Origin of the sequence: Streptomyces sp. NPDC001980 (assembly GCF_040296885.1) — a bacterium.
Taxonomy (GTDB): Bacteria; Actinomycetota; Actinomycetes; order Streptomycetales; family Streptomycetaceae; genus Streptomyces.
In genome coordinates this window covers 62,501-84,181 of sequence record NZ_JBEOYD010000003.1, presented here as the reverse complement: position 1 = coordinate 84,181, position 21,681 = coordinate 62,501, and the positions used below count along the sequence as shown (strand labels likewise).

Genomic DNA, 21,681 nt, shown 5'->3' with positions numbered 1-21,681 from the left:
CCACCGCGCCGCGCGCCACCGCGCCGGGGATCACCGCCCCGCCCGGCTCCGCTCCGCGCCGTTCCGGCACTTGCGCAGCAGGATCACCCACGTCCAGGCCAGGAACACCAGCGCGAAGCCCGCGAGGATCACCCACCCGCGGCTCGCCGGATGCCCGAACGAATCCCCGTACGACGCCAGCAGCGGCGGACCGAGCGGCGAGCGGCCCGCCCGCCACAACGACTCCAGCCCCACCCCGCTGCCCAGCGCCTCGAACGCCCAGCGATTGGTCATCGCCCAGCTGATCGCCTTCCCGGCCACCGTCATCCGGGGCACCGGTACGAAGGCGCCCGAGAACAGCACCTGGGGGAAGCAGAGCAACGGCAGCATCAGCGTCGCCTGCCCCGGCTCCGACACCGCAGCCGACGCGAGCAGCCCCAGCGCGAGGGCGGCGGCCGAGGCCAGCACACTCGACACGAACAGCGAACCGTACGTGTCCCAGCCCGCCGCCGGCAGCCGGTCCAGGGCGCGCAGCACGATCAGCAACAGCGCGTCCGCGACCGCGAGCACCGGCAGCATGGTCGTCAGCTTCGAGGCGACGTAGGGGCCGATCCGCAGCCCCGCGAGCCACTCACGGCGCAGGACCGGCAGCTCGGTGCAGATCTGGAGCAGGCCGTACGTCAGCCCGAAGAAGAACGCGCCGAACGCGATCCAGAACATGATCATCGCCGAGGAGCCCGGATCCGGGGCCGCCGGATCGAACGCGCCGGCCCGGAACAGCACCGCGAACATCGCGACGATCATCACCGGCGAGCCCGCCAGGACGGCGACCGAGAGCCGGTTGTGCAGCATCAGCGCGGTACCGCGCCGGGTCAGCAGCGCCCACTGGCGCAGGACGCCGACCCGCGCCGGACGCCCGGACGACGGCGCTGCCTCAGGACGGGCGACATCCCCGGCCGCGGCCTGTGCCACGCGTGCGCCGCCCGCCACCGCCTCGTACACCTCCTCCACGGTGCCGACCCCGAAGGCCCCGAACAGGGCGGACGGTTCACCCGCGTACGCGACCTCGCCGCCGGCGGAGAGGAACACGACCTGGTCGGCGCGGAGCAGATCGGCGAGGACATGTGTGGTCAGTACGACGGTGGTGCCGTCCTCGGCGAGCGTGCGCAGGGTGCGCAGCAGGGCCGCGCCGGTGACCGGGTCGAGCCCGGACGTCGGCTCGTCGAGGAAGAGCACCCGGGGGCGGGTGAGCAACTCGACGGCGATACTGGCCCGTTTGCGTTCGCCGCCGCTCAGCGCGCGCACCGGGGTCTCCGCCCGCTCCGCAAGGCCGAGTGTGTCCAGCACCCGGTCGACGGTTTCCAGCACGGTCCCGGCCGCCGTGCCCGGAGCCATCCGCAGACCCGCCGCGTACACCAGGGTGCGGCGCAGCGGCAGTTCGCGGTGGATGATGTCCTCCTGCGGCACGAACCCGAAGTCCGGCCCGGGCGGCCCGGGGCGCGCCCCGTCGTGCAGCACCTCGCCCGCGGTCGGTTCGCTCAGCCCCGCCAGCGTCTGCAGCAGCACGGTCTTGCCCGCACCGCTGCTCCCGGCGACCACCGTGAGCTGCCCCGGAGCGACCTCGACGGATATGTCGTTCAGTATCCGCCCACCCCCACGGACCTCCCGGCTCACCCGACGCGCCCGCAGGCGCAGGCCGTTGACGGAGGGGACGGGAGCCTCGACGGACGCGGGAGAGTGCGGGGGCGGTGTCGACATGGGGGCAGCATGTCAGGTGAGCCCACCCGTGCTGGGCACGGGCACCCAACTCCACGGCGCCGGACCTGACTTCACTCCCTTCCGGCTACGGCCGCTGCGCCGCCATGCGGTTCCGCCAGGCGAGGGTGTCGCCGCGCACGGCCGCGTCGAGGGCCTTGCGGGCCTGGTCGAGCGGACGGTCCACGGCGTACACCGTGACTGGGCTGCCCGGTGGACGGTCCTCTCGCCGCGGCGCGAACCCCAGGTGGTCGGCGGGGGACCCGTCACATGGGGAGCGAGAACAGCCGCACTGTCCCCGAGGGCCAGCGAGCATCGTCGTGGAGGGGGGTCGTCATGGTCCGCAGTGGCATGGTCACCAGACGGTCTCCGGGTTGTTCGACGAGTACGTCCTCGACGAGGGGGTGCCATCCGAGGCGCTGATAGAGCGGCACGAGGGGAGGCCGGCAGAACAGGAGTGCGTGCTGAGGACCCATCGTGCGGGCGTGCTCCAGTGCGGCTGTGACGACGAGCCGCGCCAGCCCCTGACCTTGCATACGGGGTGCGACGGCCACCCCGCCGACGCCCACCACCTCTGTCTCGGCGTCGCCGATCGCGACCGGCAGTCGTAGCAGGCCGGTGTGTGCCACGAGCCGGTCGTCGTGTCTGATGCCGAAGTGTTCTTCTTTCGGCAGCCAGGTCAGACCGGCCGAGGCAACACCGAAGGGATCGTTGCCGGTGCCCAGGATCTCCTCCTGGTCCGCCTTCGTGTACTGGGGCAACCGCACCGCAGTCGGTGCCGCAGGGGACTGGTTCTCGGGCATTCCCCCATGATGATCTCTCCGCCGGGCACGGGCCAAGCGGATCCCCGGCCGATCCGCGCCGTCCGCGGCCCCCGGCGTCGACATCGACGGACTGGGCGTGCGCACTACCGGGAGGGGCTCGGCGCGGAGCTGTTCGCCGGCCGTTGCTGGATCTTGAGGAGCAGTGCGGGTCCGGCGCCGAGGACGAGCAGTCCGACGGCGAGCAGGAGCCACGGGTTGAGCAGGCCCTCGGTGCAACTGCTGCCGCCGGCCGAGGTGGTGCAGTAGGTGCCGGGACCGTGCCGGTTGAGGTAGGCGAGCAGGAACAGCGGCAGGCTCGCACCTGACAGCAGGCCGGGCAGGCCCCGCCAGGTGTCCCGACGCGTGGCCAGCGCGAGGGTGCCGGCCACGGGGATCGGCAGGATGAAGATCCCGATCGACAGCACGCTGAGGAGGGCGAGCAAGTAGCAGGCTCCGGTCAGAAACCAGCCCGTGAAGAGCAGCCAGGTACGTCTGTTGCTGGTCATGCCTTCTTCCTTCGTTTGAAGTTGTCCAGGAGAGAGGCGATTTTCCCGGCGTTTGAGCAGTCGCTCAAAAAGTAGAAGTCATCGGAAGCCCCGGGCAAGAGGCCAAAACCAGCCAGTGATCGACACCTCGTCAGGTCATCGGCCCCGGCGGCTCCGTCCGGACGCAGTGGTCTCTGCCAGACTCACTGTGGGCCGACTGCGGGGGAGGCGTGGATGGGGTCGACACGGCCGTCGATGCAGGAGCTGATCGGGCGGCGCCGGAGGGCCGGGTTCGTCGGGCGGGCCGAGGAGCGGGCCGCGTTCCGGCGGAACCTCGACCTGCCGCCCGAGGACGAGCGGCACCGCTTCCTCTTTCACGTGCACGGCGACGCGGGCGTCGGGAAGACCCGGCTGGTGCGGGAGTTGGAGCAGATCGCCCGGGAGGGCGGGGCGCTGACCGCGTACGTCGACGAGGGCGTGGCCGGCGTGCCCGAGGCGATGACCGTGATGGTGCGTCAGTTCGCGGCCCAGGGGCGGCGGTTCAAGGAACTGGAGCGGCTGCTGGCCGCGCACCGGGAGCGACGGCACGAGGCGGAGTCCGCGCTGGTGCTGGGCGGCGGACCGGAGGAGGGGGAGCGGCCGTCGGCGGGGAGCCTGGCCGTGGCGCGGGCGGCCCAGGTGGGACTGGGGATGGTCCCGGTGGCCGGCGCCTTCGCCGCAGCCCTGGACACGGACCGGCTCGCCCAGGGCGCCGACCGGCTCCGGGCCCGCTTCCGCAGCCAGGAGGACGCCCAGCTGGTGCTCTCCCCCGAGCGGGTACTCACCCCCGTGCTGCTGACGGAACTGGCGGGCGCGGCCGACTCCGTCCCCTGGATCGTCCTCCTCCTCGACACCTACGAGCGCACCGGCCCGTTCCTCGACCCCTGGCTGCACGACGTGATGACCACCGACCGCCATGGCGCCCTCCCCGCCAACGTCGTCGTGGTCACCTCCGGTCAGCACCCGTTCGACACGGCCCGCTGGGGCAGCTTCGCGGACTTCAGGACGGACCTGCCGCTCGGCCCCTTCACGGAGGCGGAGGCCCGGGGGCTGCTCGCGGACAAGGGGGTGCGGGACGAGCCGGTGGTCGCCGAGGTACTGCGGCTGACGGGCGGGCTTCCGGTGCTCGTCTCGACGCTGGCCGAGTCCGGGCCCGTCGGCCCCGGGGAAGTGGGGGACCCGAGCGCCACGGCGGTCGACCGGTTCCTGAAATGGGAGCGGGACCCCGTGCGCCGAGCGGCCGCGCTGGCGGGCGCGCTGCCCCGACGGCTCGACGAGGACGTGTTCCGCTCCGCCGTGGACGGCCTTGGGGACCAGACGGGTGCGCTCTTCGCATGGCTGAGGGCCATGCCGTTCGTCGGCGAGCGCGGGGGGCGGTTGCAGTACCACGACGTCGTACGGGCGCCGATGCTCCGGCTCCAGCGGCTGCGCTCACCCCAGGGCTGGACCGAGCGGCACACCCGGCTCGCCGAGGCGTACGGCAGACGGCGCGCGGAGGCCGAAGCCGGCCTGCGGCCCGACGAGTTGTGGGCGGACGAGGGGTGGCGGGAGCTGCGGCTCGGCGAGTCGTACCACCTGCTGTGCGCGAGACCTCGCGCCGCGCTCTCCGGGACTCTGGCCGATGTCGTCACCGCCTGCGCCCACGGGGACGATGCCGTACGGCCCTGGGTGCGGCTGCTGGCCGAGGCGGGCGAGGACGCGGACGCGGAGGCCGTACGGACCTGGGGCGGCGACCTCTCCGAGGCGCTCGCCGCGGGCGGGCTCGCCGGACTGCTCCGGCTGCTGCTCGGCCGCGCCCGGGGCGACGAGCCGTGGCGGGCGACGGCCTGGGCGCTGCGGGCCGACGCGCTCGGCCGGGACGGCGCGCCCGAGCGGGCCCTGGAGGAGTACGACCGCGCCCTCGCCCTGGACCCGGCCCTGGTCCGCGCCCACCGCGGCCGGGCCGTCACCCGGGGCTGGACGGGCGACTACGAAGGTGCGCTGGCCGACCTCGACCGGGTGCTCGAACTGGAGCCGGACAACCCGTGGAACGTCATCCTGCGCGGTGAGCACCACCGGCTCGCACGCCACCACGACGAAGCGGTGGCCGACCTGAGCGAGGGGATCAGACGCGACCCCACCAGCGAGTTCGCCCTGGCCTCCCGGGGCGCAGTCCACGAACGCCACGGTGACCTCGACGCGGCCCTGGCCGACTTCGACCACGCCCTGGAACTCAAGCCCGACTACGCCTGGGCCCTCGCCCGCCGCGCCCGCGTCTGGCGCGGCCTCGGCGACCAGACCCGCCGCCTCGCCGACCTGGACCGTGCCCTCGCCCTGCAACCCGACTGGGCCTGGGGCCGCTGCGAACGCGGCGACGCCCTGCGCGTCACCGGCCGCGACGAGGAGGCCCTGGCCGACTACGACCGCGCCCTCGAACTCGACCCCGGCTACGCGTCGGCATACGCCAGCCGAGGCGTGTCCCTCTCCAACCTGGGCCGCCACGAAGAGGGTCTCGCCGACCTGGACCGCGCCCTTGCGCTGAACCCCGAGTACCCGTGGGCCCGGGAACAGCGGACCGCGGTCCGACACCGCATGGCCGGTGCCGGAGAGGGGTGACTCAGGAGGCGGACTTGATCTCCCCCGCGAAGACGATGACCTGGTCGATGAGGCTGCGCCGCAGATGGACGACGTCCGTTCCCGCCAGGCGGGGGCCTCCGTCCGGCGTGGTGAAGACCCACTGGGGGCACCGGGGTGCGGGGGCCCGTCACGCCGCGCTCGTGTCCTCGGCGGCCAGGAACGGGCGCAGCAGTGTGAGCAGGGCGTGTGGCCGGTGCAGCGGGATGATGTGGCCGCAGTCCTCGATGACGTGCCCGGTGAGGTCGTCGGTGACCGGACGGAGCTGGCGTTCCAGCGCCGTACCGACAGGCCGGGCGCCCACGGCCATCGTCGGCACCGTCAGGCGGGCGGTGGCGACCGCCCGCTCGATCTGCGCCGCGCTCTCGGGCAGGGCCCGGTAGTACGAGAACGCGCAGCGCAGCGCCTGGCGGCCGGTGTACGCGCGGACGAAGGCGTCGCGGACGGCGGGGCGCACCCCGTCGCCGAGCGTCCCGGCGTGCAGGAACCAGTCGACGTAGGCGGCCTCGTGTCCCTCCAGCACGGTCTCGGCGAGGCCGGGTCCGGCGGAGTGGAAGCCGAACCACCACGGCGGCCCGTCGGCGAGGAAGTCCTCGGCGCCGGGCAGCCTGCCCAGCAGGCCCTCCATGACGGCCAGGCGCCGGACGAGGCCGGGGCGGCGCAGGGCGAGGAGGAAGGCCGGCGCGGTACCGGCGTCGATGCCCACCACCGCGGCCGAGGAGACGTCGAGCGCGGCGAGCAGCGCCGCGGCGTCCTCGGCCAGGGTGTCCGCGTCGTATCCGGAGGCGGCCCGGCCGCTCGCGCCGAACCCGCGCAGGTCCGGTGCGATGACGCGGTGGCGGCCGGCCAGACCGGCCATGACGTCCGTCCACAGCTCCCAGGTGTGCGGGAAGCCGTGCAGCAGCAGGACGGCCGGGCCCGATCCGGCGAGGGCGACGTTGAGTTCGACACCGTTGACCGGGACGCGTCGCAGCTCAGGCATGGCGGGACTCTCCGAAGGGGTGGTGAGGAAGGGTGACAGGGTCACGCTAGGGAACTAGCCTGATCCGCCCAAGACGGCACTTTCCCTTCAGGTGGTGAGCCCCAGGTGACCACGTCGAGGCCCGGCGGACGTGACCAGCGGCCCGGTGACCGCGGTGACCTGATGGATCCGCGCTGCCCGACGCGCCAGTTGCTGGACCGCATCGGCACCAAGTGGACGTCGATGGCGGTCAAGGTGCTGGCCGAGGAGGCTCCGGACGAGGTCCGCTTCGCGGAACTGCGCCGCCGGATGCCGGGCATCTCGCAGAAGATGCTGTCCGTCACCCTGCAGAGCCTGGCCCGCGACGGCCTGGTCGTCCGCCGCGTGGAGCCCACCGTGCCGCCCGCCGTCCACTACCGGCTCACCGAGCTCGGCCTGTCCCTCGAAGGCCCGCTCTCCGCTCTGCGGGTCTGGGCCGAGACACACATGTGGGAGATCGACCGCAACAACCGGCTGGCCGACGGGTCACCCCCGGCCTAGGCGGTTTCGTTTGGATCACCTGGCTGACCAGAGGAAGATGCTCGCAACGTGGAGTCCGGCCAGGTAGACGGCTGCTGTCTTCTCGTAGCGGGTGGCGATGCCTCGCCACTGTTTCAAGCGGTTGATGCAGCGTTCGACCGTGTTGCGTTGCTTGTAGGTCTCGCGGTCGAAGGCGGCCGGCACGGTCGGTCCCAGGTCACCTGTGGCTGGGTAGCACCGCCGAAAACCGCGCGGAATGGGCCGGTCGGCACTGCACCACCACAGGCCCGCTCGCAGAACTCCGCGGGGCTGCTGGACGCACCCGCCTTATCGCCGCCGCCCGGGCTTGCTGCCGGAGAGGACCCAGCACGATCGGAGACCGGAATCACGCAGCAGAAGCCGCAGGACTCCCCTCTCACCTTGCGGGGGCGCCGCGGTTTTCGTGGCTGGCCGCGGTTGGGGCGGAGCCCCCTCGCCTCCTGGAGCGGCCTACCGCGCACCAGGTTGTTCAGCTCGGTGATCGCGGTCCCTGCGTGTGGTGCTCACGCTTTCCCGTCGTCGCTTTCCCGGTCGCCGTCGGCGAGGTGCTCGCCCTGGCGAACGGGCGCGTGGGCTCCGCAGGGTCGGAAGCGGGCGAGGTATGCCGGGCTTGGGCCGCGGCGCTCGGTCAGGTGGAGGCCGGCGGCGTCGGCGAGCCGGTGCAGCCGGCCGAAGGGGATCCAGTGCCGGTCGAAGAACTCGCCGATCACCAGTCGCCCGCCTGGTGCCAGCACCCGTGCCGCCTCGCGCAGTACCCGATCCGGCTCGGGGATCTCGCCGAGCGCGGTCACGGCGTACATGGCGTCGAATGTCCCGTCGGCGTAGGGCAGTTCACGTGCGTCCGAGCGGGTGGGCGTGATCGTCGCCAGGCCGTCGCGCTCTGCGCGGCACATCACGTGGTCGAGCATCTCCTGCTGGATGTCGAGCACATCGAGCCGTCCCTCCGGCCCGAGCTGCGGGGCGACGTGCAGCGACTGCAGTCCGGTCCCCGGGCCGATCTCCAGGATCCGCTCCCCCGGCCGCGGCCGCAGTACGGCGTCCATCCGGTCGGCGGTCAGGAACGGCAACGGCACGTCGAGCAGGCCGCGTTGGGCGTACGGATAGGGCGCCGTGTCGCCCAGCCACCAGGCGGCGGCCAACGCGGCGCCGACGCCGGCGGCGACCGCCCAGCGGGTCCGGGCCGGGATCGGGGCGACGGGGGCGGTGGTGATGCGGTGCATGGTGTTCTCCGGTGGATCGATTCGGTCCGTGGCATGTGGCTGGGCGGTCGCCGTCACGCGGGCCGGCTCAGTGCCCGCAGCGCCAGCCGGCCGCACAGCGCGGCGAGCGGCAGCTCGGCGCCGAGCGCCATGGCGACCGCGGTGGCGAAGTCGCCGCCCGGGGCCGCGGTCGTGGTGTCGAACCAGGCGTCCACCGCAAGCAGCGTCGCGGTCGCGGCGGCTGCCAGGGCGTGCCGCCGGTCGCCGCGGGCGGCGAGGATGCCGGTGGCGATCAGGCCGAGCGCCTCCAGCGCGTCGAGCCCGACCCAGGCGACCGGCCAGTGCGCCGCGGTCGCGGTGGCCGGCAGGCCGGTGGCCAGCACGTACAGCCACGGCAGCAGGGCGAGCCCGCAGGCGACCAGCAGCCACCCGGCCCGCCGCATGCCCCGCGCCGGGCGCGGCTCCTCCGCCTCTTCGTGGAGCGGGATGACCTCGGCGCGGTCGAAGCCTTCGGCACCGGCCAATTCGTCAGTGCACAACACCAGTTGACGCATCGTCTTCCCCCGCTCCCCGCCGGCTCTCCCCTTCACGTGCTCCACCCTCCGCCGCACACCAGGGCGCCGTCAGTCACGCAGGGTTCCGACCCGGGGTGGAGAAAAGTGCACCCCCGAACCGGGCGGGAGCGTCATGGCACGGGGATGGCCTGCGGCTTTACCGTTTGACGCATGCAACTCACGACGTGGCTGCAGCTGGTGCTGGGCCGGCCGTTCCGCAGGGCGGGACACCGGACCGCGCTCGTCGCCGCCGGCCTGCCGCTCCACCTCGCCGTGGTGCCACTGTGGCTCTGGCTGGCCGGCACGCTGGCGGCGTTGGTGCCGGCCGCCACTCCGCTGCCCGTGCTGCTCACGCTCGTGGCGCTGCCCGTGCTGCTCACGCTCGTGGTGACACCCCTGCTGACCGTCGGGCAGCGGCGGCGCTACCGGGCGCTCGTCGGCAAGGACCTCCCGCGCCCCGCCGTACCCGGGCCGGGACGCAACTGGAAGTCGGTGGTGCGCCGGCTGACCACGCGGGCCTTGTGGCGGCAGGTCTGCTACCACGCCGTGGCGGGTCCGCTGCTCGCCGTCCTGGACCTCGCCGTCCTCGCCGTCTGGGCCGCCGCTCTCGTGGCCGCCTCCATCTACGTGTGGATCTGGGCGCTGCCCCCGCAATGGCGGGTCACCGACCTCGGGTACACCGCGCAGGCCGCGTACATCACCGCCGGCGGCCTCGCCCTGCTGTTCCTCGGGCCCCGGCTGACCGGCACTCTGGTGCGGCTGGAGACCCGGGCGGCCGAGGTCCTGCTCGGCCCCAGCCGCACGGAGAAGCTGGCCCGCCGGGTCGCCGACCTCGCCGAGAGCCGGGCCGGTGTGCTCGACGCCGCCGACGCCGAGCGGCGGCGGATCGAGCGCGACCTGCACGACGGCGCACAGCAGCGCCTCGTCTCACTCGCCGTCAACCTGGGTCTGGCCAGGTCCACCCTCGGCGACCTGCCGGAGGACGCCCGCAAGGTGATCGACGAGGCGCACCGCGAGGCGAAGGAGGCGATCGCCGAGCTGAACAACCTGGTGCGCGGCCTGCATCCGGCCGTCCTTGAGGACCGCGGCCTCGACGCCGCGCTGTCCGGGGTCGCCGCCCGGCTCCCGATCCCGGTACGCGTGGCGGTGGACCTGCCGCAGCGCCCCTCACCCACGGTCGAGGCCGTCGCGTACTTCGTGGTCTCCGAAGCCCTGACGAACGTGGTCAAACACGCCCAGGCGACCCGGGCGGACGTGACCGTGGACCGGATCGGGGAGACACTGCTGGTGGTCGTCGCGGACGACGGAGCGGGCGGCGCGGATCTCGCGGCGGCCGGCGGCACCGGGCTCGCCGGGCTCGCCAAGCGCGTCGCGTCCGTCGACGGCACGTTCTCCTGCCGCAGCCCCGCCGGGGGCCCTACCGTCATCACCGTGGAGCTGCCGTGCGCGCCGTGATCGCCGAGGATTCCCTCTTGCTGCGCATCGGCGTGGTCAAGGTGCTGGAGGCGGCCGGCTTCGAGATGTGCGCGCAAGTCGCCGACGCAGAAGGGCTGCTGGCGGCCGTCGAGGAGCACCGGCCCGACATCGCCGTGGTCGACGTGCGCATGCCGCCCGGCTTCACCGACGAGGGAGTGCGCGCCGCGCTGGTGATCCGCCGCCAGTACCCGCGTACCGCCGTGCTCCTGCTGTCGCAGTACGTGGAGGAGCGGTACGCCGCCGATCTGCTCGCCGCCAACACCTCGGGCGTCGGCTATCTGCTCAAGCAACGGGTCGCCGACGTCGAGGAGTTCGCCGAGGCGGTACGCCGGGTGGCGGCCGGCGGCACCGCGCTCGACCCGCAGGTCGTCGCGCAGCTGCTGGTGCGCCGGCACAGCGGTCCGCTCGACCGGCTGACACCGCGCGAGCGGGAGGTGCTGGAGCTGATGGCGGGCGGCCGGTCCAACTCCGGCATCGCCGCCGAGCTGGTGGTGAGCGAGAGCGCGGTCGCCAAGCACATCAACAGCATCTTCACCAAGCTCGACCTGCCCAAGGCCGACGCCGACCACCGCCGCGTCCTGGCGGTGCTGCGCTTCCTGGGCGTTGCGACCGCATAGTGCGCGATCACGCCCGCATGCCCAGTCGACAACGGTGCTGAGCCCTCACGGCCGATGGCAACTGCCGGGGCCATCCGTGAACACCTCAGGCGGCGCGGCGTCCGGGCGGTCATCCCCGTGCCGGCCGCCTTCGACCGCGAGACCTACAAGCAACGCAACACGGTCGAACGCCGCATCAACCGCTTGAAACAGTGGCGAGGCATCGCCACCCGCTACGAGAAGACAGCAGCCATCTACCTGGCCGGACTCCACGTTGCGAGCATCTTCCTCTGGTCAGCCAGGTGATCCCAACGAAACCGCCTAGGGCGCTTTTGACATCATCCGTCCATGAGCAGCGACCTGGAAGTGAGTGCTCTGGCGATCAATGTCACGATCCCGCAGGAGCTCCGCTGGACGGACACCCGACGCGGGGAAGCGTTCACACTGACCACACTCAACGTCCGGCTCCTCCCGGACGGTCACCTCGCCGTAAAGGCCTATGGCCGACCGGTCGGCGGTGGCCGGGGCGCATACGTCTCGTTCCCTGTCCCCGACAGACCCGAACTGGCGGCCCTGGTCGCCGGTGCTGCCAGCCGTGCCGGGGCGCTGTGGGCCGCCCATCGCGGTCTCGGCTGAGCCTGGTTCGACCCGAAGCCGGACGGTGGCAGCCCCGGACTTCGCCTTCGCGGCGGGGCCCGGCGGTCAGCGCCGTGCGCTCGCGGCCACGGCCTCGATGCCGGCGGTGAGGAAGGCCATGGCCGCGTCGACGGCCTGGTCGCGCTCGGGTCCCTCGGGGTACTGGAAGATCTCGGTGACCACGGCCGCGGCCGCGGCGGCGGCGAGGCGGGGGGCGATGCCGTCCGGGGCCTGGCCGGTGTCCTCGGCGATGATGCGGGCCCCCTCCTCGATGGCCGCAGCCATCCGCGCGGTGCGCACCGCCCGCAGTTCCGGGTTGGCCTCGAACATGCGCTGTTCGAGCTCGTCGGTCTCGTCGTGGCAGGCCATCTCCGCGCGCAGCCAGCCCTCCAGGGCGTGCATGACGCTCTCCCCGGGCGCGCGGCCGCGCAGCATCTCGGTCAGGTGCAGCACCGTGGCGTCGAAGGTCGCGAAGGCGATGTCCTGTTTGGAGCGGAAGTACAGCGTCACCGTGCGCGGGGACACCTCGGCCGCCGCGGCGATCTCCGCGATCGTCGTGGCGTCGTAGCCCTGCGCGGCGAAGAGCTCGAAGGCCGCGCGCGTGATCGCGGCCCGCCGCTTGGCCTTGCCGCGTTCGCGCAGGCCGTCCCCCGTCGCAACCCTCTCCATGCCGTCCAGCATAGTGGCGGACTGCATTTTTACATCACGCAGTAAAAATGCACTAGGCTGTAAAAATCTGCTGGACCGGCAGCTGCCGACCTTGAGACGAAAGAGACCTGCCGTGGCGAAACGCTTGTACACGCTGGGACGTTGGGCGGCGCGCCGCCGGGGCCGGGTGCTCGCGGTGTGGGTACTGCTCCTCGCGGTGGCCGCCGGCCTGGGCACCGCCCTCGGCGGAAAGGTGACGACACAGTTCTCGGTGCCGGGCGTCGAGTCCCAGCAGGCCCAGGACCTGCTGAAGGCGAAGTTCCCGCAGGCCGCCGGCGGCACGGCCCGGATCGTGTTCGCCGCCCCCGAGGGCGCGGAACTCTCCGGCGGGAAGGAGCGGCGCGCCATCGCCGCGACCCTCAAGGAGGTCGCCGCCGTGCCGGGGGTCGTCAACGTCTCCGACCCCGCGAAGACCGGCGCCGTGTCGAAGGACGGCACCATCGGCTACGCCGACGCACTGTTCGGCAAGCCCGCCGACAGCGTGCCCCAGTCCGCCAAGGACCGGCTCGACGACGCCCTGGACCCGGCGAAGAAGGCCGGCCTCGACGTCGAGCTGGGCGGCACCGTGTCCACCCCGCCGGCCGAGGTCGGCGGCCCTGCCGAGGTCGTCGGCGTGGTCGTGGCCTTCGTGGTGCTCGCGCTCGCGCTCAGCTCACTCGTGGCGGCCGGGCTGCCCCTGGTGACGGCCCTCGTCGGCGTCGGGGTCGGCGTGCTGACCGTTCAGTTCCTGTCCCGCTTCATCGAGATGACGAACACCGCGACTGTCCTCGCGCTGATGATCGGCCTGGCGGTCGGTATCGACTACGCCCTGTTCATCGTCTCCCGCCACCGTGAACAGCTCGCCGACCCCGAGCAGGACGTGCCCGACTCGATCGCCCGCGCCACCGGGACGGCGGGCAGCGCCGTGACCTTCGCGGGCCTCACGGTCATCATCGCGCTCGCCGCCCTCGCCACGACCGGCATCCCCTTCCTCACCGTGATGGGCCTGGCCGCCGCCGGAACCGTACTCCTCGCGGTCCTGGTGGCCCTCACCCTCGTACCGGCCCTGCTGGGCTTCCTCGGCGAACGCCTGCGCCCCAAGGCCGCACGGCCGGGGGCGAGTTCCGCGCGGACTCAGGCGCCCGGCCGCGAGCGCAGGCCCGGGGCCTGGGGTCTGGCCTGGGGCCGCCTCATGACACGCTTCCCCGTCCCGGTCCTGGTCGTGAGCGTCCTCGGGCTGCTCGCCCTCGCCCTGCCCGCCACCGGACTGCGCCTCGGCCTGCCGAGCAACGAGACCCAGCCCACCGCGAGCACCCAGCACAAGAGCTACGAACTCCTCACCAAGGGCTTCGGTCCCGGCTTCAACGCGACCCTCGTGGTCGTCGTCGACGGCACCCGCATACCGGCCGCGCAGCGCGAGACGGTCGTCGAGCAGGTAGCCGACACCGTCGGCAAGGACCCGGACATCGCGACCGTGGCCCCGCCCACGGCCACCGAGGACGGGGCGATCACCGTCCTCGGCGTCGTACCGAAGACCGGCCCCGACGACCAGAAGACCACCGACCTGGTGCACCGGCTGCGCGACCGTGCGGTGAGCCCGGTGACCGACGCGGGCGGCACGGCCTACGTCGCCGGTGCGACCGCCGCCGGAATCGACGTGTCGGCGAAGCTGTCCGCGGCGCTGCCGCTGTTCGTCACGATCATCGTGGTGCTCGCGCTGCTCCTGCTGATGCTGGCCTTCCGCTCGATCCTGGTGCCCCTCAAGGCCGTTCTCGGCTTCCTGCTGTCCATCGCGGCCGGCCTCGGCGCGGTCGTCTGGGTCTTCCAGGACGGCCACCTCACCGGACTGTTCCAGGTCGCGGCGGCGGCCCCGATCGCCTGCTTCGTGCCGGTCCTGCTGATCGGCGTCCTGTTCGGCCTCGCGATGGACTACGAGGTGTTCCTGGTCAGCCGGATGCGGGAGCACTTCCACCACCACCGGGACGCGCGGGCCGCCGTCGAGCACGGCGTGGAGCGCAGCGGCCGGGTCGTCACCGCGGCGGCCCTCATCATGGCGGCCGTCTTCGGCGGCTTCATCTTCAACCACGACCCGACCGTCAAGACGATCGGCTTCGCGCTGACCGTCGGCGTCCTCATCGACGCCTTCGTGGTCCGCCTCACCATCGTCCCCGCGGTACTGAGCCTGCTCGGCCGCCACGCCTGGGCCCTGCCCAGGTGGCTGGACCGCGCCGTGCCGAACGTGGACATCGAGGGCGACTCCCTGCCCCCACGCACCACGGACGACCGAACGGCTCCCGTCGCCGCCGAACCCGTACCGGCCGACAAGAGCTGATCAACGACTGCGTAAGAGCGGCTGCCTGGCTGCCAGAGCTGAGCCGAGGGCTTCTCACCCGGGCCGCCCGGGTGAGGAGCCGTCCCCTGTGTCACCGAACTTTCCCCCGCGCCCCGAGCCGCTGCGGCAGCCCGCAGGTGCGCAGCGCTACCGGGCGGACAGCTCCTGCGTCGCGGAGCAGAACGACGTCCATGAGGCGGCCCCGAACGCGAGCCGAGCGCCGTCCTTGTCCTTGGAGTCACGGACGTGGACGGTGGTGGTGACGGGGGATATGGCGACCTCGACGCAATCAGGGCCGTCGTTGCTGCTGTAGCTGCTCTTGAACCAGTCCAGCGCGTTGGGGGTCATGCTTCTTCTCCCAGCACTTTCTCGATGAATGTCAGTGACTCCCGTGGCGGGAGGGCCTGCGCCCGGATCATTCCATAGCGCATCTCCAGGATCTGGACTTCTCGTGGATCACTGATCACGCGACTGTGCAGCTGGGCCTCCGAGTGCCCGAGGGTCTTGCCGTCCTGGAGCTTGAGCAGTCGGATCGGTCCGCCCATGCCTGCGTGATCCTCGCGATCCGTGGGCATCACCTGGATTTCCACGTGCCTCAACCTGCCGAGTTGCAGCAGGTGTTCGAGCTGTTGGCGCAGCACCATTCTGCCTCCGATCGGCCGACGCAGTGTCACCTCTTCCTGGACAAAGGTGAGCAGCGGTAGGGGAACCCGATCGAAGACACCTCGGCGTGCCATACGTGCGGCGACCTGGCGTTCGAGCTCATCCTCCGGATATGCGGGCCGGCGCATGGCGAACAGCGCCCTTGCGTACTCCGGTGTCTGGAGCAACCCGTGCATGTTGTGGTTGGCGTACGCCCCGAGTTCGACCGCTTCCTCCTCCAACTTCGCCAGATCCCGAACCTTCTTCGGATACCGGGCCCGCTCCACGTCCTCCTTCATGAACGCGAGCTTCCCGCTCGCCCCCAGCACCTCATCGGCCTTCTCCAGGAAGTCGGGCTTGGGGATCCGCCGTCCCCGCTCCACGGCCGACACCATCTCCTCGCTGTAACCGATGGCGGCGCCGAGTTCGCCCTGTCGCAGCCCGGCGGCCTCACGCCACGCCTTGATCTGCCGCCCGACCGCCCTGAGTACGGCCTCGGCCTCCTCGTCCTCCACATCCGCCCCTTCCGACGTACGACCCGTACGACCCCGCCCGGCACCCGGACAGTCACGCTCTGTGCCGGGGTCGTTGCTGTTCAGGGTAGGAAAGGGCGACCACGCTGGGTGACATGAACCAGAAATCCCTCCCGCAAGTCGCCACCCCCACGCGCCTCTTCACGGTTCAGCTGTCCGCCACTCGAAGAGGTGCTCGACTGGCGCGGCTGCTCACCGAGCGCCAACTGGACGACTGGGGTGTGCCGTTCGCGGAGACGGCGACGCAGGTGGTGGCCGAGCTGGCGTCGAACGCGGTGCTGCACGGACGCGTGGCGGGACGGGACTTCCGGCTCGGGCTGCGGCTGCACGCCGACCGCACCCTCCGTATCGAGGTGGCCGACGCCCGGGGCGACCGCGTCCCGCGCCTCCACGATCCGGCGACCGCCGACGCGGAATCGGGGCGCGGTCTGCTGATCGTGGCGGCGTACGCGGAGCGTTGGGGCGTGGACCTGGCACCGGCCGGCTGCAAGGTCGTCTGGGCGGAGCTGGGGGCACCGGGTCGCGAGGACCCATGACCCGGTCGTTCCCGACGTCAAAGACCAAAGAACCGGGGAAAGAACCCAACCCGCCCCTACCGTCCCCGTCGATCACCCGCCGGAGTGAATATGCCGAACTCAGCTGGCGTGGAGGGGCAGTTGTGCGGCAGCGTCTGCCGCAGCAAGTCCGTACATACTTCGGCCCCCGCCGGGACTGCCATCCCACTGCGAGGGCCTGATCATCGGGAAGCAGCTGCTTCCCGATGACTGAGGCGAGAGCAGCAGCTTCCGATGACTGAGAAGAACCCTAGCGCGCCCAAGTCCGCCAAGACCCGGCATTCCCACTCCGGTGTCATCCACGTGAATGAACCTCACACCGAGAACTTCACGGTGGTCGGCAATCACCTCCTCCAGCACCCCGAGTTGTCGCTGATGGCGATCGGCCTCGCGGTCCACATCCAGTCGCTGCCCGCCGGGGCGCCGATCGGCATCAAGACGCTGGCGGCGAAGTTCCCCGAGGGGGAGATCCGGATCGCCGCCGCGCTCCGGGAGCTGGAGGAACACGGATACCTCACGCGTGCCAGGGAGCGTCTTCAATCGGGGCAAGTGAGGACCCGGACGACCTCGTACAACAAGCCGAACAGGACCGCCTCGGTTCCCGCTGCCGAGCCGCAGGCCCCGGCGCCGACACCGAAGGACTCCGCCCCCGGGACCCCGGCCGCCGACCTCCTCACCCGCCTGCGGACCTATGACTCCCGCCTGCTGCTGTCCGAACGTGACGTACGGCGGCTGGTGCCGGAGGTCTCCGCGTGGCTGGAGCGGGGTGTGCCCGCCACCGTCGTGGAGCGGACCCTGACGAGCGGCCTGCCGCAGGACCCGATCAAGCACCCGGCGGCCTTCCTCGCCCACCGCCTCGGCGACCGCCTGCCCCCGGCCCTCCCCCTCCGGGCCCCCGCACCGCCCTCACCCCCGGCCCTCCGCCCCGACCCCATGCAGAACTGCGACGGCTGCGAACGCGGGTTCCGGGCGGCTCTCCCCGGCCGCTGCCGTGACTGCCGGGCGCGGTCGGGGAGAGCGGCCTGAGACTCAGTCGGGCAGCCGGTCGAGGACCCACTCGCCGATCTCGGGGGTCATGAGGGTGTGCGGGTCGTTGTCCGCGGAGAGCAGGAAGTCGTCGAGTTCGGACTCCTCCGGCGGCAGCTCGTCGATGTTGACGTACAGGTCCTTCTGCTCGCCCAGGTCGCGGATGGCGACCGCGCTGACGGACGGCACGAAGCACACGGACCGGTGGGGCATCTCGACGCGCTCGCCGAAGGCGGTGAGGGTGTCGCCGAGGAGGCCGAACGATTCGAGCGTCCCGCCCGGCGCCCCGTCCAGTTCGGGGAAACCGCCCGTGGTGATCGTGTGCGGACCGCCGAGGACGCCGTTCAGCACGGCCACCTCCGCCGGGTCGCCCTGCGGCTGGGCGAGGAAGTACGTGCCGTCGAAGAGCGGCCCGGCACAGCTCAGCGTCTTCGCACCGGCCCCGACGCCGTTGCCCACGCCGTCGCCGCGTCCGCTGGACACTCCCATCAGACGGGGGATCCGGGGCCAGCCGCCGACCTTTTGGAGCTGCTCCTTGAACTCCGTGCGCAGCGGGCTCTCCTGCGGTGTGCCGTTCACACCGTCCAGGTACCGCCAGAGCATCTGCTGCGAGGCCGGGCTGCTGATCTGCCGCAGGTAGGTGTCGTCGACCTGGGCGAGGTAGTGCGCGAAGGCCTGGAGCCCGATCGGTACCCACGCCCCCCGGTGCGGGCTGTCGAACGACACGTAACAGCTGACCCGGTGGTCCATGCGCTGCAATTCCATCTTCGCCAGCGCGTACCGGGCGACGATGCCGCCCATGCTGAACCCGCCGACGAGCAGCCGGGTGTCGTCCAGCTGCTCGGCGATGGTCCGCATGATGGCGGCCATCATCGTCTCGGCGTTGCGGACGATCGACTCGCTGCGCTCGTCGAACCCGACGAGGACCAGCGTGCGCCCGCGGCGCCGCAGCTCGCTGACGAACGGGAACCGCCCGTTCTCCAGCCCGTCCCAGAGCCAGTCGAAGTCGGTCGGCCCGAGGTTGAACCCGTCGGCCAGGACGACCGGCCGGGCCACGCCATTCTGGCGCTCGCCGTAGTACACCCGGGCGCTGCCGCCCGGCAGCTGCCACACCTCGTCGGGCGCGGGCGCCTGGGGGGCTGCCGGCCCGCTCAGCGGGGTCACGAGTCCGATCGACCCGGCGGCTTTCCTGGCTTTCTCGGTCTTGCTGTCGGCCATGGATGTCCCTTCCACGTTGTTGTCAACGGCTCAAGGGACATGCTCGCCGCGCGAATGCGGCATTACATCCGTACTGTGGGGGTTTCACTGTATTGGCCGGGCGCGGGCCCCTGGCCGGGCACGCCGGAGTGCAGCCGCACACGCCGGGGCGTCTGGCCTGAAACCGGCCACTCGGGGCCACACAACCCACACTTCGCATACCTAACTGTCCCCCGAACGGACCGTTCCCGGTCGATTACAGTGCTGACCGCTCGTATGTACGGACGGTGCCCGTGGGGAGGTCATGGTGGTGAGTGCGACGTTGGGTGCCGTCTGGGGCCGGGTCGAACAGCAGGACTTCCGGAGCAGGGTGCGCGGGACGCTCCTCGGCACCGCCGTGGGGGACGCGCTCGGCGGGCCCGTGGACGGGCTGACGCTGGAGGAGATCCGGGCGGCCTACGGGCCCGAGGGGCTGGTCGATCTCGGGTTCGGGTACGGGCGGCGCGGGACCGTGACCCATCACACGCAGCTCACCCTCTTCACCGTGGACGGGCTGATAAGAGCCCAGGTGCGCAGGGACACGGGAGCCTGGCACCCGCCCACCGACCTGCACCGGGCCTATCTGCGGTGGGCGGCCACCCAGCGGGACTGGGGGCCGGACGAGCGGCGGGCGGAGGACGGGTGGCTGGCGCGGGAGGAGTGGCTCTACGCGCGGCGGGAGCCGACCCGCGCGCTGCTGCTCGGGCTCGGGGACGAGAAGATGGGGACGCTGGAGTCGCCGAAGAACCCGGACGACATGGGGCCGGAGGCCGTCGCGCGGTCGGCTCCGTTCGGGCTGCTCGTCGGCTGGGAGCCGCAGCTCGTCGTCCAGCTGGCCGTGGAGTGCGCGGCGCAGACGCACGGGCATCCGACCGCCTGCCTCTCGGCGGGCGCGTACGCGGTGATCGTGCACGCGCTGGCCCGCGGGGACTCGCTGGACGGCGCCGTGCAGCGGGCGCTGGCCCTGCTCGCCGCCTGGCCCGGCCACCAGCCCGTCTCCGACGCGCTCCAGCACGCGCTCGGTGCCGTACGGCAGGGGATGCCCTCCCCGGCCCGGGTCGAGGAACTGACCGGGGACGGGGCGGCGGACGGGATGCTGGCCGCGGCGGTGTACTGCGCCCTCGTCGGCGAGGACGTACGGCACGGGCTGTGCCTCGCCGTCAACCAGGCCGGACCCTCCGCCGTCGCCGGCGCCCTCACCGGCGGCCTGCTCGGCGCCCTGCACGGCGAGACGGCCCTCCCGCCGGCCTGGGTGGCCGAACTGGAGGGCCGCCAGACCGTCCTCGAACTCGCCGACGACTTCGCGATGGAGATGACCCAGGGGCCGGCCCTGCACAGTCCGGTGGGCGCGTCACCGGGGTGGCTGGCTCGGTATCCGCGTTAGGCAGGCCCCGCGGGTCCTGTCCCAGCGGTACCGGAGTCACCGGCCCTCACCAGCCCGGTCTCGTAGGCGACCACGACCGCCTGGGCGCGGTCCCGCAGCCCCAGCTTGGCGAAGATCCGGGCCACGTGGGACTTCACCGTGGCCTCGCTCAGGGTCAGTTCGGCGGCCAGCTGGGTGTTGGACAGGCCGCGGCCCAGCAGGGTGAGGACCTCCAGCTCGCGGGGGGTCAGCGCGGTCAGATCGGTGTGCACGGCGGGGGCCCGGCCGGGCTCGGCGGCGAAGCGTTCCACCAGGCGTCTGGTGATCGACGGGGCGAGCAGGGCGTCGCCGGTGCCGACCAGCCGTACGGCCGCCGCCAGGTGTTCCGGTGTGACGTCCTTGAGGAGGAAACCGCTCGCCCCGGCCGAGAGCGCCGTGTACACGTAGCGGTCCAGGTCGAAGGTGGTCAGGATCAGGATCCGGCACTCCGGGAGCCGGTCCAGGATCAGGCGGGTGGCCTCCAGGCCGTCCAGGTTCGGCATCCGGATGTCCATGAGGACGACGTCCGGCCTGAGCCTGCGGGCCGCCGCCACCGCCTCCGCGCCGTCCGACGCCTCGCCCACGACCTCGATGCCGCGGGCGGTGAGGATCAGCCGGAAACCGGTGCGGATCAGGGTCTGGTCGTCGGCGATCAGGACCCGGGGCGGCTGTCCGGAGCCGCCGACCGCCGTCACGGGCGGTCCAGGGGGATGCGGGCCCGGACCCGGTAGCCGCCGCCGAGGCGGCGCCGGGCGTCCAGGTCCCCGCCGTACACCGCCACCCGCTCCCGCAGGCCGAGCAGTCCGCGGCCCGTGCCGGGGCCGCGCCGCGGTACCGGCCGCGCAGGTCCCGCCGGTCCCCCGCCGGTCAGCACGCTCGGGCCGGTGTTCAGGACCTCCACGCGCAGCGCGTGGTCCGCGTAGCGCACGGTCACCTGGGCCGTGCCGCCGTCCTCGCCGTGCCGGAGCGCGTTGGTCAGCGCCTCCTGGACGATGCGGTAGGCGGTCACGTCGACGCCCTGGGGCAGCGGGCGCGGCTCGCCGGAGATCCGCACCTCCACGGGCAGCCCGGCGAACGAGATCCGGTCCACCAGCGGGCCGAGCCGGTCGAGGCCGGGCTGCGGTGCCGGTCCGGTCGCTCCCGGTCCGGTGCCGTCGCCCTCCGCGAGTCCGACCAGGTCGTCGTAGTCCGGGTCGGTGCCGTGCTGGGACGGCGCCAGCAGGCCCAGCAGGTGCCGTAGGTCCGTCATCGCCCCGCGTCCCGCGTCCTCCACGGCCCGCAGTGCCGCCGCGGCCTCGTCCGGCATCGTGCCGAGCACCTCCCGGGCGGCGCCCGCCTGGACCACCATGAGGCTCACGTTGTGGCTGACGATGTCGTGCAACTCCCGGGCGATACGGTCGCGTTCGGCCGCCACGGCGGCGTCCGCCGCGCTCTTCCGCTCCCGTTCCAGAAGCCAGCCGCGGTCTCCTGCGACGGCCTGCCACCGGCGGCGGGTGCGCAGCAGTGCCACGGTCAGCCAGCCGACGGCCGCGCCCGCCGCTCCCAGCGCCGCCACCAGCACGTAAGTCCCCTGCTCCGACACGGGGTTCACTCTCGCAGACCGCCGACGCGGGCG

Annotated in this window: 21 protein-coding genes and 3 pseudogenes; 10 read left to right on the top strand and 14 right to left on the bottom strand. The window is 72.5% G+C overall.

Going from position 1 to position 21,681, the window contains the following annotated elements:
- Window positions 1-30 precede the first annotated feature (30 nt).
- From ABT137_RS05010 to ABT137_RS05000, 3 genes are all read right to left on the bottom strand, one after another.
- Window positions 31-1,737 carry an ABC transporter ATP-binding protein/permease gene (locus ABT137_RS05010; RefSeq protein ID WP_351702599.1) on the bottom strand — a complete coding sequence of 569 codons (1,707 nt, stop codon included), beginning with the start codon at window positions 1,735-1,737 and terminating at the stop codon, window positions 31-33.
- 263 nt (window positions 1,738-2,000) lie between these two features.
- Window positions 2,001-2,537: a GNAT family N-acetyltransferase gene (locus ABT137_RS05005; protein WP_351702596.1), complete on the bottom strand. Its 537-nt coding sequence runs from the start codon at window positions 2,535-2,537 to the stop codon at window positions 2,001-2,003.
- Window positions 2,538-2,641: 104 nt separating this feature from the next.
- Window positions 2,642-3,043 (bottom strand): hypothetical protein, encoded by a 402-nt coding sequence (locus ABT137_RS05000; protein WP_351702593.1) that lies wholly within the window; start codon window positions 3,041-3,043, stop codon window positions 2,642-2,644.
- A gap of 213 nt (window positions 3,044-3,256) precedes the next feature.
- Here ABT137_RS05000 and ABT137_RS04995 point away from each other — a divergent pair, with 213 nt between their 5' ends.
- Entirely contained in the window at window positions 3,257-5,656 is a 2,400-nt protein-coding gene (locus tag ABT137_RS04995; protein ID WP_351702590.1) for a tetratricopeptide repeat protein, read from the top strand.
- Between the two features lies 1 nt (window position 5,657).
- Here the strand turns inward: ABT137_RS04995 and ABT137_RS04990 are convergent.
- Window positions 5,658-5,780, bottom strand: a pseudogene (locus tag ABT137_RS04990) (nuclear transport factor 2 family protein); the annotation flags it as partial.
- Between the two features lie 24 nt (window positions 5,781-5,804).
- Window positions 5,805-6,656, bottom strand: a complete 852-nt coding sequence (locus tag ABT137_RS04985) for an alpha/beta fold hydrolase (RefSeq protein ID WP_351702587.1) — start codon at window positions 6,654-6,656, stop codon at window positions 5,805-5,807.
- Between the two features lie 105 nt (window positions 6,657-6,761).
- Here ABT137_RS04985 and ABT137_RS04980 point away from each other — a divergent pair, with 105 nt between their 5' ends.
- Window positions 6,762-7,175, top strand: a complete 414-nt coding sequence (locus tag ABT137_RS04980; RefSeq protein ID WP_351702584.1) for a winged helix-turn-helix transcriptional regulator — start codon at window positions 6,762-6,764, stop codon at window positions 7,173-7,175.
- Window positions 7,176-7,190: 15 nt separating this feature from the next.
- Here ABT137_RS04980 and ABT137_RS04975 read toward each other — a convergent pair.
- The 3 genes and pseudogenes from ABT137_RS04975 to ABT137_RS04965 form a co-directional block, all read right to left on the bottom strand.
- Window positions 7,191-7,355: pseudogene (locus tag ABT137_RS04975) on the bottom strand (IS5/IS1182 family transposase); the annotation flags it as partial.
- 341 nt (window positions 7,356-7,696) lie between these two features.
- Complete coding sequence (locus ABT137_RS04970; protein ID WP_351702581.1) at window positions 7,697-8,413, bottom strand: class I SAM-dependent methyltransferase; 717 nt, start codon at window positions 8,411-8,413, stop codon at window positions 7,697-7,699.
- 53 nt (window positions 8,414-8,466) lie between these two features.
- Window positions 8,467-8,916: a hypothetical protein gene (locus tag ABT137_RS04965; protein ID WP_502984473.1), complete on the bottom strand. Its 450-nt coding sequence runs from the start codon at window positions 8,914-8,916 to the stop codon at window positions 8,467-8,469.
- A 201-nt stretch (window positions 8,917-9,117) separates the two neighbouring features.
- On the opposite strand from ABT137_RS04965, the gene ABT137_RS04960 reads away from it, so the two are divergent.
- From ABT137_RS04960 to ABT137_RS04945, 4 genes and pseudogenes are all read left to right on the top strand, one after another.
- Complete coding sequence (locus ABT137_RS04960; RefSeq protein ID WP_351702575.1) at window positions 9,118-10,401, top strand: sensor histidine kinase; 1,284 nt, start codon at window positions 9,118-9,120, stop codon at window positions 10,399-10,401.
- Complete coding sequence (locus ABT137_RS04955; RefSeq protein ID WP_351702572.1) at window positions 10,389-11,039, top strand: response regulator transcription factor; 651 nt, start codon at window positions 10,389-10,391, stop codon at window positions 11,037-11,039. The genes ABT137_RS04960 and ABT137_RS04955 overlap by 13 nt, the downstream gene beginning before the upstream one ends.
- Window positions 11,040-11,159: 120 nt before the next feature.
- Window positions 11,160-11,324: pseudogene (locus ABT137_RS04950) on the top strand (IS5/IS1182 family transposase); the annotation flags it as partial.
- Between the two features lie 42 nt (window positions 11,325-11,366).
- A complete protein-coding gene (locus ABT137_RS04945; RefSeq protein ID WP_351702569.1) occupies window positions 11,367-11,654 on the top strand; it encodes a hypothetical protein in 288 nt (95 codons plus the stop codon).
- A 66-nt stretch (window positions 11,655-11,720) separates the two neighbouring features.
- Here ABT137_RS04945 and ABT137_RS04940 read toward each other — a convergent pair whose 3' ends face one another.
- Complete coding sequence (locus tag ABT137_RS04940; RefSeq protein WP_351702566.1) at window positions 11,721-12,323, bottom strand: TetR/AcrR family transcriptional regulator; 603 nt, start codon at window positions 12,321-12,323, stop codon at window positions 11,721-11,723.
- Between the two features lie 112 nt (window positions 12,324-12,435).
- On the opposite strand from ABT137_RS04940, the gene ABT137_RS04935 reads away from it, so the two are divergent.
- A complete protein-coding gene (locus ABT137_RS04935; RefSeq protein ID WP_351702563.1) occupies window positions 12,436-14,673 on the top strand; it encodes an MMPL family transporter in 2,238 nt (745 codons plus the stop codon).
- A gap of 147 nt (window positions 14,674-14,820) precedes the next feature.
- On the opposite strand, the gene ABT137_RS04930 is transcribed toward ABT137_RS04935, so the two are convergent.
- Window positions 14,821-15,021: a DUF397 domain-containing protein gene (locus ABT137_RS04930; protein WP_351702560.1), complete on the bottom strand. Its 201-nt coding sequence runs from the start codon at window positions 15,019-15,021 to the stop codon at window positions 14,821-14,823.
- Window positions 15,018-15,830 carry a helix-turn-helix domain-containing protein gene (locus ABT137_RS04925; RefSeq protein WP_351702557.1) on the bottom strand — a complete coding sequence of 271 codons (813 nt, stop codon included), beginning with the start codon at window positions 15,828-15,830 and terminating at the stop codon, window positions 15,018-15,020. Before ABT137_RS04925 ends, ABT137_RS04930 begins: the two co-directional genes overlap by 4 nt.
- Before the next feature lie 113 nt (window positions 15,831-15,943).
- On the opposite strand from ABT137_RS04925, the gene ABT137_RS04920 reads away from it, so the two are divergent.
- Window positions 15,944-16,384 carry an ATP-binding protein gene (locus ABT137_RS04920; protein WP_351702554.1) on the top strand — a complete coding sequence of 147 codons (441 nt, stop codon included), beginning with the start codon at window positions 15,944-15,946 and terminating at the stop codon, window positions 16,382-16,384.
- 252 nt (window positions 16,385-16,636) lie between these two features.
- Window positions 16,637-17,428 (top strand): helix-turn-helix domain-containing protein, encoded by a 792-nt coding sequence (locus ABT137_RS04915; RefSeq protein ID WP_351702551.1) that lies wholly within the window; start codon window positions 16,637-16,639, stop codon window positions 17,426-17,428.
- A gap of 3 nt (window positions 17,429-17,431) precedes the next feature.
- On the opposite strand, the gene ABT137_RS04910 is transcribed toward ABT137_RS04915, so the two are convergent.
- Window positions 17,432-18,646, bottom strand: coding sequence for an esterase/lipase family protein (locus tag ABT137_RS04910; protein ID WP_351702548.1), 1,215 nt, complete (start codon window positions 18,644-18,646; stop codon window positions 17,432-17,434).
- Between the two features lie 289 nt (window positions 18,647-18,935).
- On the opposite strand from ABT137_RS04910, the gene ABT137_RS04905 reads away from it, so the two are divergent.
- Window positions 18,936-20,048 carry an ADP-ribosylglycohydrolase family protein gene (locus ABT137_RS04905; protein WP_351702545.1) on the top strand — a complete coding sequence of 371 codons (1,113 nt, stop codon included), beginning with the start codon at window positions 18,936-18,938 and terminating at the stop codon, window positions 20,046-20,048.
- Here ABT137_RS04905 and ABT137_RS04900 read toward each other — a convergent pair.
- A complete protein-coding gene (locus ABT137_RS04900) occupies window positions 20,045-20,761 on the bottom strand; it encodes a response regulator (RefSeq protein ID WP_351702543.1) in 717 nt (238 codons plus the stop codon). The two genes, ABT137_RS04905 and ABT137_RS04900, sit on opposite strands and share 4 nt — an antisense overlap.
- Window positions 20,758-21,648, bottom strand: a complete 891-nt coding sequence (locus tag ABT137_RS04895) for a sensor histidine kinase (RefSeq protein ID WP_351702540.1) — start codon at window positions 21,646-21,648, stop codon at window positions 20,758-20,760. Before ABT137_RS04895 ends, ABT137_RS04900 begins: the two co-directional genes overlap by 4 nt.
- Between the last annotated feature and the right edge of the window lie 33 nt (window positions 21,649-21,681).